Genomic DNA, 12,683 nt, shown 5'->3' on the forward strand with positions numbered 1-12,683 from the left:
CATGAAATTTTTCACCGCCCTCGTGATAAGCGCACTGAGCAGTATGATGCTCAGTGGGTGTGCCTCATCCCCGGTCACCACAACAGCCCAGCCCGCTTCGGGCAGCGTTGTGGTGCCCGAAGCACGGCTGGTCGACTATCTCACTATGCGCTGCGTCGATATCTGGCGTATTGAGAATAGCGCCGCCATGACGAATCCCCTTTACTGGATGCGCAGTATAGACTGTGCCGAACGACTTTCTCCCGCTGAAGCAAGAGCGGAGGCACATCGCTGGCCGGTGGACAGCTGGTCGCGCGCCTTTAAGCAGGGGGTATTAATGGCAAACGGCAATGTGACGCCACTGGAACGCCGCGACTATATCAACGTGCTTGATGGCTACAGCGAGCAGTTCCCCCCCAATATGCGTGCGTTAATTCAGCTCTGGCGCAGTAATCAGGTCGCCCAGCTTGAACTCAGCGCCATGCGGTCACGCTACGCCCATTTGCAACAGAGCAGCGATGCCCAGTCAGATTCGCTGCGTCAACAACAGATAAAACTGCGTCAGCAGCTCAGTGATACCCAGCGCAAACTCGAGCGGCTAACCGATATTGAGCGCCAGCTTTCGTCGCGCAAAACCTCTGATATGCCTGACGGCAGTCACGGAACGGCACTGCCACAAGAGGAAGATCAGTAATGGTGAAACAAGCGGCCCACCTGCTTTTAGTGGATGATGATCCCAGCCTGCTCAAACTGTTAGGTATGCGCCTGACCAGTGAGGGATATCAGGTGACGACCGCGGCCAGTGGGCCCGATGCGCTTCGGCTGTTGCAGAAAGAGAAGATCGAGCTGGTCATCAGCGATCTGCGCATGGATGAAATGGACGGCCTGGCATTATTTGCTGAAATTCAAAAGCGTCACGCGGGTTTACCGGTCATCATTTTAACGGCGCATGGTTCAATTCCGGAAGCCGTAGCGGCAACGCAGCAGGGCGTGTTCAGCTTCCTGACTAAGCCCGTGGATCGCGATGCACTGTATAAGGCGATAGACGAAGCCCTGGCGCAGCGAGCGCCAGTCAGCGACGACCGCTGGCGTGAAGCCATAGTGACCCGTAGCCCGCAGATGCTGCGCTTACTTGAACAGGCACACATGGTTGCCCAGTCAGACGTCAGCGTGCTGATTAACGGGCAAAGCGGCACGGGTAAAGAAGTCCTGGCACAGGCTATCCATGCCGCCAGCCCGCGCGCGCAAAAGCCGTTTGTGGCCATTAACTGCGGTGCCTTACCTGAGCAGCTTCTGGAATCAGAGTTGTTCGGTCACGCCAAAGGCGCCTTTACCGGCGCGGTCAGCGCGCGTGACGGCCTGTTTAAAGCCGCGGAAGGCGGCACGCTGTTTCTGGACGAAATTGGCGATATGCCGCCTGCACTGCAGGTGAAGTTACTGCGCGTGCTCCAGGAGCGTAAAGTCCGGCCGCTGGGCAGCAATAATGATATCGATATTGATGTCCGGATTATCTCGGCCACGCACCGGGATCTGCCGAAAGCGATGGAAAAAAATGCGTTTCGCGAAGATCTCTTTTACCGCCTGAACGTGGTGAACCTGAAAATCCCCGCGCTGCATCAACGTACCGAAGATATCCCACTGCTGGCTAACCATTTGCTGCGTCAAACGGCAGAACGGCATAAGCCGCAGATACGCAGCTTCTCCGTCGATGCGATGAAGCGCCTGATGTCTGCCAGCTGGCCAGGTAACGTGCGTCAGTTGGTTAACGTCATTGAGCAGTGTGTCGCACTCAGCTCCTCGCCCGTTATCAGCGATGCGCTGGTAGAGCAGGCGCTGAGTGGCGAAAACAGCGCGCTACCGACCTTTGTTGAAGCACGGAATCAGTTTGAACTTAACTATCTGCGTAAGCTGTTACAGATGACCAAAGGGAACGTCACCAACGCCGCGCGTCTGGCTGGACGTAACCGTACCGAATTCTATAAGCTGCTGTCACGGCATGAACTGGACGCCAGCGACTTTAAAGAGTAATTTTTTGCCCCCATAGTCTGCGGCGCTGCCAGCGACATTTATACTTTAATAACCCTCTAACCATGGAGGGCTCGAGGAAAGGATCTGACATGAAAAAGATCGATGCAATTATTAAACCCTTCAAGCTCGATGACGTGCGTGAGGCACTTGCTGAAGTCGGCATTACCGGCATGACCGTGAGCGAAGTAAAAGGATTTGGTCGCCAGAAAGGCCATACGGAACTCTACCGTGGCGCAGAGTACATGGTGGACTTCCTGCCCAAGGTGAAAATCGAAATGGTTGTCGGAGATGATATCGTTGATACCTGCGTCGAAACCATCATGCGCACCGCACAAACCGGAAAAATCGGCGACGGTAAAATCTTTGTTTTCGATGTTGCCCGCGTAGTGCGCATCCGTACTGGCGAAGAAGACGAAGAAGCGATTTAATTCACTTTAGATGCAAAATCTTTAGCTGAAATCCCGGCGATGTTGGAAAAGTTTCATTCGTCGAGATCTCGCCCCGTCCTGATATGAGGGAGGGGCGAAAAGCTGTCTGTTTCACCATAAAGTGTTACCCCCGCCCGCGTTAACGCAGCACTGCACACCGAACGGCTGGCACCACTGCTTCAAGGGCGTCGTTCGCAGTCGCCGATTCATATCTCTTTATGTGGACCGAACAGCTCATAGTGAATTCTGTCCGCCGTAATGCCGACCGCATGCAACTGCTTAACGATAAATTGCATAAAGCCAAGTGGCCCGCATAGATAAAAGTGGGTATTCACATCCCGCAGCCGCGCTGACAGGGTCGCCAAATCCATCATACCTTGCGCATCGTAGCGGCCTGCATCGGGTTCGTCCGGCTCGCGATACCAGATGTGCTGTTCAAAATCAGGAAGCAGAGCACCGGTGGTGGTCACTTCGTCTGCGAAGGCATGCTGTTTGCCATTTTCGGCGGCGTGAAGCCAGTTGACGGGCGCCAGATGCCGCTGTGCAGCCAGCGCGTGGAGCATTGCCAGCATTGGGGTTTGTCCAACGCCGGCGGAAATGAGCGTGACCGGCGTTGTCGGGCTCACCTGCAGGAAAAAATCGCCGTGCGGGGCGGCCAACTGCACTTCACTGCCGACTTCTGCATGCTGATGTAGCCAGCCGGACAGGATTCCCTGCGGCGCCTGTTTCACCGCAATACGGTACATTTTCTCGTTGCTCCCTGTGGTTAGTGAGTACTGACGAATTTGATGATATTCACAACCTGCGGGCTGCAAGTGAAGCGTCAGATACTGACCGGGTTTAAAGGGGGCAACCGGACCCCCGTCCACAGGCGTAAAAGTAAAGCTTTTGATCACGGCACTCTGCTGCTCAATCGTGCTGATGCGAAACGGCCGCGTCCCGCGCCATCCGCCTTTTTGCTGCTCCGATGCCTGATAAATCGCTTCTTCGCGCTGGATAAACACATCCGCCAGTACGCCGTAAGCACGTCCCCATGCTGCCAGCACGTCATCACCGGGATTCAACAGTGTTTTGATGGTAGCAAGTAAATGCTCACCCACAATTGCATACTGCGCGGGCTGAATATTCAGGCTGGTATGTTTTTGCGCAATTTTTTCAACAGCTGGCAGTATCGCCGTCAGGTTTTCGAGGTTTGCGCCGTAGGCACATATCGCATTGAACAGGGCTTCACGCTGCCCGCCGTTACGCTGATTATTCATGTTAAAGACATTTTTTAGTTCAGGATGCTGAGCAAGCATGCGGTCATAGAAATGAGCAGTCAGATCGGGACCGCAGGCGGCAAGGGCGGGAAGGGATGATTTCACGGTAGCAATAGTCTGAGCATCAAGCATGGCAACACCTCATTTAAAGTTGCATTTTAAATGCATCTTATGATCGTTTCTTTCATGCTGTAAATCTCATGCTGGGTTTTACTGGCAGCAACTGGCCGGTTTTCGCGACAAAAGCGCAAAAAATCTTTTACAGAGTGAAAAAATGATATTGGCGGGCAATCGTTGCAAAAAGGGGATAAAAAGGCATGGCGCCTCGGTAGCCAAACGTTTGCGTAAAAAGAGGGAATTCACCCTACCTTACCCCGATAAAACGGTTTACACTGTCTGCCTTCGCCCTCAGGGGCGTAAATTGCCGATTTAAAGATAGCCAGTCAGGAGATGCGGATGTTAAAGCGTGAAATGAACATTGCCGATTATGATGCCGAGTTGTGGCAGGCGATGGAGCAAGAGAAAGTGCGTCAGGAAGAGCACATTGAACTGATTGCTTCTGAAAACTACACCAGCCCGCGTGTTATGCAGGCGCAAGGTTCTCAGCTCACTAACAAATATGCCGAAGGCTATCCGGGCAAGCGCTACTACGGTGGCTGCGAATACGTAGACATTGTTGAACAACTGGCTATCGACCGTGCTAAAGCCCTGTTTGGCGCTGACTATGCGAACGTGCAGCCTCATTCTGGTTCTCAGGCTAACTTTGCCGTTTTCACCGCGCTACTGCAGCCCGGCGATACCATTCTGGGCATGAACCTGGCACACGGCGGTCACCTGACACACGGTTCACCGGTTAACCTGTCGGGCAAACTGTACAACGTTGTGCCTTACGGCATCGACGAAACCGGTAAAATTGACTATACCGAACTGGCCGAGCTGGCACAGACTCATAAGCCTAAAATGATCATCGGCGGTTTCTCGGCGTATTCCGGGATTTGCGACTGGGCTAAAATGCGTGAAATCGCTGACAGCGTTGGCGCATGGCTGTTTGTGGATATGGCGCACGTTGCCGGTCTGATTGCTGCGGATGTTTACCCTAACCCGGTTCCACATGCACATATCGTGACCTCCACGACGCACAAAACCCTGGCTGGTCCGCGCGGCGGTATCATCCTGGCGCAGGGCGGCGATGAAGAGCTGTACAAAAAGCTTAACTCAGCCGTCTTCCCTGGTGGACAGGGCGGCCCGCTGATGCACGTGATCGCCGGTAAAGCCGTGGCCTTCAAAGAAGCCATGGAGCCTGAGTTTAAAGCCTACCAGCAGCAGGTCGCCAAAAACGCTAAGGCAATGGTAGAAGTGCTGATCGCGCGTGGCTATAACATCGTATCAGGCGGCACCTATAACCACCTGTTCCTGATCGATCTCGTCAGCAAAAACATGACCGGTAAAGAAGCCGATGCCGCACTGGGCCGCGCGAATATCACCGTAAACAAAAATAGCGTGCCAAACGATCCGAAAAGCCCGTTTGTCACCTCTGGTGTTCGAATTGGTACGCCTGCCGTTACGCGCCGTGGCTTTAAAGAAGCAGACGTACGCGAACTGGCCGGTTGGATCGCAGATGTGTTAGACAACATCAACGATGAAGCCACCATTGAGCGTACCAAGCAGAAAGTACTGGATATCTGTGCGCGCCTGCCGGTTTACGCATAATCCTTTCTGTTGAAAACACAGTCTGACAAGAGGATGGCCATGGCCATCCTTTTTTATTGCCTGCATAACCCGGCTCTGACAAAGTAACGACCACATATCATTGCCTGGACGCATCATTGCTGGAGGGAACATGGCAATCGGCTCCGCCAAGTGGCTTGGACTAAGCTACTTCACCTACTTTTTCTGCTACGGCATTTATCTTCCTTTCTGGGGCGTCTGGCTCAAAGGTGTGGGCCTGAATGCTGAACAAATTGGCCTGCTATTGGGGTGCGGCATGGTGGCGCGCTTTGTGGGCAGTTTATTCATCGCCTCTCAGGTTAAAAATCCCGGACAATTGATTACGGCATTACGCCTGCTAGCCCTGCTGACCTGCTTTATTGCGGCGGGCTATTGGGTTGGGCAGCAGTGGATGTGGCTGCTGTTAGTCATGACCGGTTTTAACCTGTTTTTCTCGCCGCTGGTTCCTTTAAGCGATGCACTGGCCGCCACCTGGACGCAGCAAATTGGCCTTGCCTACGGGCCCGTTCGCTTGTGGGGTTCGCTGGCGTTTGTGATCAGCTCAGCCCTGACCGGTATGCTGGTGAGCGCCTTCTCTTCGCAGGCGATCTTAATGCTGCTGTCGGTTGGGTTGGTCAGTATGCTGGCAGGAATGCTGCTTACCCCGCGTACCCATCCCCAGGGCAGCGAAAGGCAGGGCAGAGTGGGTGGCGGCTGGCAGGCCTGGCGCGATCTGATAAAGGAAAACGCGGTCTGGCGCTTTATGGTGTGCGTGACGTTATTACAGGGCGCACATGCGGCTTATTATGGCTTCAGCGCCATCTGGTGGCAGGAGAGCGGTTATTCTGCATCGGTAGTGGGTTATCTGTGGTCGCTGGGCGTGGTAGCGGAAATCGTGGTGTTTGCCTTAAGCCATCGACTGTTTCACCGCTGGCGCGCACGGGATCTGCTGTTGCTGTCAGGCATCTGTGCGCTGCTTCGCTGGGGACTGCTCGGCGCCAGCACCGCGTTGCCGCTGCTGATTGTGGGGCAACTACTCCACTGCGGTAGCTTTACGGTATGTCACCTGGCCGCAATGCGCTTTATCGCTTCACGGCAGGGGGCGGATGTGATCCGTTTGCAGTCGCTCTATTCGGCGCTGGCAATGGGCGGCGGAATTGCCGTCATGACCATGATTTGTGGCGTACTCTTTACTCACCTGCACGGTCATCTCTTCTGGGTGATGGCGCTGGTGGCACTGCCCGCACTGTTCCTGCGGCCGCGTCAGGATTCCAGCAAATAGCGAATGCGTTGCTGATGGTATTCAGTCAGCGGCAGTTCGGCGTGGATAAGTGGGGGAGAGAAAAGGGGCAGCGAGGTGACATAAGGCGAAATAATGACATCGACTTCGCGCGGTGCGCCGTCGCGCTGGAAATCTTCAACGCGCTGATAGGTGATGTTAACAGGCAGCAAGGTGATCTCGCGGATTTGCTGCTCGACATCCTGTTCCAGTTCGGGATCGTCACCGGTAAGCAGCAGCACCTGTTTTTCCTGCAATGCGCTGCTTTGCATCAGCCACGCACCGAAAATCACCGTCACCAGGCTGACCTCTTCCGGCGCGAACTGAACCTGAAATGTCTGCTCGAAAGCGTCCAGTGCCTGCTGTGTGGTGCGCAGCAGGCGCGGATAAAGCCTGGTTACGTCTTGTGCCACACTGTCATCAATAGCCATTGTAAAGTAGGTTCGATCCAGCGCCTGTGCCAGGTGGGTATATAACTGCTGCTGGAGTTCGGTGCGGTCATGAAAAGTGGTGCCGGCGACGTGCTCAAAATCATCAATGAGCCGCTGTGTGGCGCGCATCAGTCGCTGCTCGCTGGGATGGTCGACAAGGCTGGCGTCCGGAAAATGGATCAGGCTAAATAACAGCGTCCAGAAATCCGTTTCGCTGGCGTCCGGCGTCAGATGACAGCGCTTTTGCCAGTGATGAATAACATCTTTTGCGGCCTGACGTTCTGCTTTCGCTGACAGCCATGCCTGCTGCTGCGCCGTAAAGATCGCAGGCTGGCGCTGGCACAGGCCGTATTTCATAAATATTTGTAAAAAGAGTTGATCGCGCGTGCTGAACGGGCGATTAAGGCACAGGCTGCAGTGTTGGATCAGCGCCTGTAAATTGGTTTCATCGTACAGCGCTTTTTCAATTTTCATCTGCTTCAGACGCAGGCGTAAGGGCGCGGCAAAATGCTCGCAGACAAAGGCCTGCGACAGTCGCAGGCTGCGTCGCAAATTATGGATTAAGCAAATGCGTCGATCCAGCTCTGTACCATGAATGCGCAGGCTGCCATCCACCATCTGATGAAGTTCCAGTCGATGATAGCGCTGTATCTCATCACCCACTTCCGCGATGTCCTGTCTCGCAGTGGCGATGTCCACTCCGTTTAGCAGGCTTAATCTTTTAAGCGTCAGTGCGGGAGCGGGCAGAAACAGCAGTAACAACAGATGACAGCGACGCTGTGAACCGGTGAAGAGTGGTGCTGAAGATGTAGCAGAACTCATCAATCATTATTCCAGCAGGCTATTTTTAGCTAAGAATAGTCAACCTCCTGAACCCTTGAACGGTTTACCCGTTTTTTTTGTTCAGAGGTTTAAGGCGGGTCACAAAATTTTGTTACTTAAGAAACCTTTTCATCAGGAACGTTACTTTATAACATTATGAGACGCATGTTTTTTGCACTATTTACCCTGGTCAGTTCGTCAGCGCTGGCACATCCACACAGCTTTATTGATATGAAAACCGAGCTGGTCACGAAGGACGATCGTTTTACCGGCCTGAAAATGACGTGGACCATGGATGAGATTACCTCCGCCGACCTGCTGTATGACGCGAGCGATGCCAAACCGGGAACGGTGGTATGGAAGAAACTGGCGGCGGGTGTGATGGCGAACGTGCTCGGGCAACATTACTTTTCCGAAATCTGGCATAACAAGCAGCGGGTGAAGTTCTTGAATTTACCAACGGAATACAATCTGTCGCGCAGCGGCAATAAGGCGGTACTGGAATTTGTTCTGCCACTGGCCGAGCCGCCTTTACTCAAAAATGAACGCTTTGAGATTTTAACCTTCGATCCGACCTACTTCGTGGATATGTTCTACGACAAATCTGAGGCGTTAACTGTACCGCAAGCTTTACAGTCACGCTGTGCATTCACCTTACATACGCCCAAACCGGATGACTCTTTGAAACAGTATGCGCTCTCGCTCGACAAGGCAGATGCGCCGCCTGAGGATATGGATCTGGGAAGGCAGTTTGCACAAACGGTGATACTGACATGTCACTGACGCTCACGACCCAAGCCAAAAAACGGCTGTGGCCGCTGGCACTGTTTACGGCAGGGTTGGTTACTCTGGGCGCGGCCATCTGGCTGCACTGGCCCCAGATACTTCTGCAAAGCGTGCTCTGGCAAAAAGTGCTGCATCGCCAGATGACTCAGCTCCTGCAGCAGGTTGCCGAGCAGCCTCATCATGCCGGACTGTCGTTACTGGCATTCAGCCTGATCTATGGTGTCCTGCATGCCTTAGGGCCGGGTCACGGTAAAGTCGTGATCACGACTTTTCTGGCAACGCATCCGGCAAAACTAAAAACCAGCATGAAACTCACGCTACTGGCCTCGTTGCTACAGGGCTCAGTGGCTATCATCCTGGTCACGCTGATGCTGGTGGTGCTGAAAACCTCATCGCGGCAGCTGCACCTCAGCAGTTTCTGGCTGGAGAAGAGCAGTTATGTGTTGGTTATTGCCCTGGGTATCTGGATAGGCTACCGGGCGATAAAGGCGCTTTGGCTGCTGTTGCGTCCTCAGCCGACAATGAGGATTCATGCGCTGCGCCCTCATCATCAGCATGATGAACACTGTGGCTGTGGCCATGCGCATTTGCCCAGCGCACAGCAAATGGCGGGCGCCGTTAATGGCAAAACGCAGCTGTTGGTGGTGATCTCCATGGGGCTGCGTCCCTGTTCAGGCGCGATCATGATGCTGCTGTTTTCTAAAGTGATTGGCGTGTATCTGTGGGGCGTCCTTTCTGCCGCCGTTATGGCGGTGGGGACCGCCCTGACCATTTCTGCCATTGGCTTACTGGTGCAGCGTTCCCGCGCGCTGGCGCAACGTCTTGGCGCGGACAGCCAGGTGGGTAAAGGTGCGCGCAGCCTGTTGCCTGTGCTGGCGTTAGTGGGCAGCCTGACGTTGATTGTTGTGGGCTGTGCGCTCTGGCAGTCTGCTCAGCCTGGTTTTACCGGCGGTATCCGACCCTTTTAATTTCTGCGGCGGCGGAAGATATTCCCCGCTGCCGGGATCCTCGCATTTTCGCTTCGCAACTATTTTTATTTTCTCTTGCACGTTGAGTGGTGAAAATAGTTTTCACTGACTACGCTGTTTATAGTTATTGCGAACCCCTGTCTGGGAATGAAAAAAACGACACTCACCTGCTATGTGTTGCGAGGGAAATATCTCATGGCTGATACCCGTATTAATAATGGCTACAACGATCCGCTCGTCACCGGAGCGGCAGGCTTACCCCTTAAACGCATTTCCTGGAGTGCCGTTTTTGCCGGTGTAATTTGTGCTTTGATTATTCACATATTATTAACCTTGCTGGGTACGGCAATTGGTGCTACCACCATTGACCCTTTGCAGGAAGATAATCCATTTAAACATCTGGGAACGGGTGCCCTGGTCTGGACGGCCATTGAAATGCTGATCGCTATTGCCGCCGGTAGCTACGTCGCCGGTCGCCTGGCGCAGCGTGAAGGCGCACTGCACGGCTTGCTGATGTTTGGTATTAGTACCGTCTTAACTATTTACCTGGCCGTGAGCCTTGCCAGTAGCGTATTAGGCGGCGCCATGAATATTCTTGGTACGGGTTTCCAGGCAGTAGGAAGTGGTATTTCAGCCGCTGCGCCATCGGTTACCCAAATGGCTAAAGAAAAACTGCAGCAAAATAATATTAATTTAGACAATATGCAGCAAGAACTGGAAACGACGCTGCGTCAAACGGGTAAGCCCGAATTACAACCGGAAAATCTGAAGCAGGATGCGAATAATGAAGCGCAGAATGCCGAAAATCAGGCAAATAACACGGCTAATCATCCACAAACGGCAGACACAGATTTAGCAAACTGGTTTAAAGGCGTTATTGCTCGTCATTCAGATACTTTACAGGCCGCCGATCGTGATGCTTTAAAAAATATTATTAAAGCGCGGACCGGAAAAAGCGATCAGGAAGCTGAGCAGATCGTCAATCAGGCAGAACAAAGCTATCAACAGGCTATGCAGAAATATCAGGAACTGAAAAAACAGGCAGAGCAGAAAGCGCGTGAAGCCGGCGAGCAGGCGGCGAAAGCAACCGCGAAAGCCAGCTGGTATGCTTTCTTTATCCTGATTATTGAAGCGGTACTGGCAGGCGTGATGGGAATGGTAGGACGTCGTACTCAGCCACGTCAGGTGTTAACGCACGAACGTCGTTAATCCCAAGGCAATAAGAAAGGCGGCACGTTATCGTGCCGCCTTTTCTTTTAGCGCTTCAGCGCTTCGCTCAGCTCTTCGCGCATCGCCGATAACAGCGATTTCACCACGCGAGGGTTACCGGCAACGATGTTGCCTGAATGCAGGTAGCCGTGGTTGCCGGTGAAGTCAGTGACCAGTCCGCCCGCTTCGCGCACCAGCAGTTCACCCGCCGCGAAATCCCACGGTTTCAAACCAATTTCAAAGTAGCCATCAACGCGGCCTGCGGCGACGTACGCCAGATCCAGCGCAGCGGAGCCGGTGCGACGGAAATCGGCACACTGCGTAAACAGCTTGGTCATGATGTTCATATAAGCTGGGGCGTGCTGTTTGAGCTTGAAGGGGAAACCGGTGGCAAGAATGGTGCCATCCAGATCGCGAGCGATACTGCCGCGCAGGCGGTAACCATTCAGCTGCGTGCCCTGTCCGCGTACGGCGCTGAACAGTTCATTACGCATAGGATCGTAAACGACAGCCACTTCTGTACGGCCTTTAATACGAACGGCAATAGAAACAGAGAAGTGGGGCAGGCGTTTAATAAAGTTGGTGGTGCCATCCAGCGGATCGATTACCCATTGAATATCCTGATCTTCGCCCTCAAGCTCACCGCTTTCTTCAGTGATGATGGTATGTTTTGGGTAAGATTTACGAATGACTTCGATAATCAGGCGTTCTGCGTCGCGGTCAACATTCGTTACGAAGTCGTTGCTGCCTTTCTGGCTGGCCTCGACAGCGTCCGGGGTTTCATAATTCTTGGCAATTAAATTTCCGGCCTTGCGCGCTGCGCGCACGGCAATGTTGAGCATTGGATGCATCGGTATCTCTCGCTGGATGTTAAAGAACGGGGAAAACGGCGCGGAGTATAGCAGGGTGTTCGGTAAATGTCCTGCTTTATGTTAGAGTACGCGTCATCATTTTCTGACCGATCCCAACTCTTATGCTGCAAAATATTCGTATCGTGCTGGTGGAAACTTCTCATACCGGCAACATGGGCTCCGTAGCGCGCGCCATGAAAACCATGGGGTTAACTAACCTCTATCTGGTGAATCCGCTGGTGAAGCCAGACTCTCAGGCTATCTCTCTGGCGGCGGGTGCCAGTGATGTTATCGGTGAGGCAAAGATTGTAGACTCCCTGGATGAAGCCATTGCCGGGTGCAGCCTGGTGGTCGGCACCAGCGCCCGCTCGCGATCTCTGCCGTGGCCGATGCTGGACGCCCGGGAATGCGGCGTGAAAAGTATTGAAGAAGGGCAGCAGGCGCCTGTCGCGCTGGTGTTTGGCCGTGAACGCGTCGGACTGACAAACGACGAATTGCAAAAGTGTCACTACCACGTGGCCATTCAGGCGAATCCGGAATACAGCTCGCTGAATCTCGCGATGGCCGTGCAGATCATTGCTTATGAAGTGCGTATGGCCTGGCTTCAGGCGCAAGAGAACCAAACCCCAAAACCGCAGTACGACGCTTCCCCTTATCCGCTGGTGGACGATCTGGAACGCTTCTATCAGCACATGGAAAACATGATGCTGGAAAGCGGGTTTATCCGTGAAGCCAACCCGGGCCAGGTCATGAGCAAACTGCGTCGTCTGTATACGCGCGCCCGTCCTGAACGCGATGAGCTCAATATTTTGCGCGGTATGCTCTCGTCTTTCGAGAAGCGAAAAGGAACCAGAACGGACGGCGAATAATAGTTGAGTAAATTACCAGGTTAAATACTTGAGCAATTTACTTGGTTAAATAGTTGACCAAATTACT

General features: G+C 53.5%; 12 protein-coding genes. 9 read left to right on the forward strand and 3 right to left on the reverse strand.

Going from position 1 to position 12,683, the window contains the following annotated elements; translation table 11 throughout:
• Position 1: 1 nt before the first annotated feature.
• The 3 genes from qseG to glnB all read left to right on the forward strand — a co-directional run bounded on the left by qseG (position 2) and on the right by glnB (position 2,435).
• Complete coding sequence (gene qseG / locus NXS97_RS18725) at positions 2–673, forward strand: two-component system QseEF-associated lipoprotein QseG (RefSeq protein ID WP_015699730.1); 672 nt, start codon at positions 2–4, stop codon at positions 671–673.
• On the forward strand, positions 673–2,007 hold the full coding sequence (gene glrR / locus NXS97_RS18730; RefSeq protein WP_014594327.1) for a two-component system response regulator GlrR: 1,335 nt from the start codon (positions 673–675) through the stop codon (positions 2,005–2,007). The genes qseG and glrR overlap by 1 nt, the downstream gene beginning before the upstream one ends.
• A gap of 89 nt (positions 2,008–2,096) precedes the next feature.
• A complete protein-coding gene (gene glnB, locus NXS97_RS18735; RefSeq protein WP_003848647.1) occupies positions 2,097–2,435 on the forward strand; it encodes a nitrogen regulatory protein P-II in 339 nt (112 codons plus the stop codon).
• Between the two features lie 206 nt (positions 2,436–2,641).
• On the opposite strand, the gene hmpA is transcribed toward glnB, so the two are convergent.
• Positions 2,642–3,826, reverse strand: a complete 1,185-nt coding sequence (hmpA, locus tag NXS97_RS18740; RefSeq protein ID WP_022623510.1) for an NO-inducible flavohemoprotein — start codon at positions 3,824–3,826, stop codon at positions 2,642–2,644.
• 324 nt (positions 3,827–4,150) lie between these two features.
• Here hmpA and glyA point away from each other — a divergent pair, with 324 nt between their 5' ends.
• Positions 4,151–5,404: a serine hydroxymethyltransferase gene (glyA, locus tag NXS97_RS18745; RefSeq protein WP_015699732.1), complete on the forward strand. Its 1,254-nt coding sequence runs from the start codon at positions 4,151–4,153 to the stop codon at positions 5,402–5,404.
• Between the two features lie 130 nt (positions 5,405–5,534).
• Positions 5,535–6,683, forward strand: a complete 1,149-nt coding sequence (locus tag NXS97_RS18750) for a 3-phenylpropionate MFS transporter (RefSeq protein ID WP_019106084.1) — start codon at positions 5,535–5,537, stop codon at positions 6,681–6,683.
• Here NXS97_RS18750 and csiE read toward each other — a convergent pair.
• Positions 6,665–7,933, reverse strand: coding sequence for a stationary phase inducible protein CsiE (gene csiE, locus NXS97_RS18755; RefSeq protein ID WP_015699734.1), 1,269 nt, complete (start codon positions 7,931–7,933; stop codon positions 6,665–6,667). The genes NXS97_RS18750 and csiE overlap by 19 nt on opposite strands.
• 156 nt (positions 7,934–8,089) lie before the next feature.
• Between csiE and NXS97_RS18760 the strand changes: the two genes are divergently transcribed.
• From NXS97_RS18760 to NXS97_RS18770, 3 genes are all read left to right on the forward strand, one after another.
• Positions 8,090–8,716, forward strand: coding sequence for a DUF1007 family protein (locus NXS97_RS18760; protein WP_116219824.1), 627 nt, complete (start codon positions 8,090–8,092; stop codon positions 8,714–8,716).
• A complete protein-coding gene (locus NXS97_RS18765; protein WP_013026748.1) occupies positions 8,707–9,687 on the forward strand; it encodes a nickel/cobalt transporter in 981 nt (326 codons plus the stop codon). The genes NXS97_RS18760 and NXS97_RS18765 overlap by 10 nt, the downstream gene beginning before the upstream one ends.
• A gap of 195 nt (positions 9,688–9,882) precedes the next feature.
• A complete protein-coding gene (locus NXS97_RS18770; RefSeq protein ID WP_014605268.1) occupies positions 9,883–10,896 on the forward strand; it encodes a YrzE family protein in 1,014 nt (337 codons plus the stop codon).
• Between the two features lie 47 nt (positions 10,897–10,943).
• Here the strand turns inward: NXS97_RS18770 and suhB are convergent, their stop codons facing one another.
• Entirely contained in the window at positions 10,944–11,747 is an 804-nt protein-coding gene (suhB, locus tag NXS97_RS18775; RefSeq protein ID WP_013026746.1) for an inositol-1-monophosphatase, read from the reverse strand.
• Between the two features lie 122 nt (positions 11,748–11,869).
• Between suhB and trmJ the strand changes: the two genes are divergently transcribed.
• Positions 11,870–12,616 (forward strand): tRNA (cytosine(32)/uridine(32)-2'-O)-methyltransferase TrmJ, encoded by a 747-nt coding sequence (gene trmJ, locus NXS97_RS18780; protein ID WP_013026745.1) that lies wholly within the window; start codon positions 11,870–11,872, stop codon positions 12,614–12,616.
• Positions 12,617–12,683: the final 67 nt, after the last annotated feature.

This window comes from Pantoea sp. B623 (assembly GCF_024814475.1).
Taxonomy (GTDB): domain Bacteria; phylum Pseudomonadota; class Gammaproteobacteria; order Enterobacterales; family Enterobacteriaceae; genus Pantoea; species Pantoea ananatis.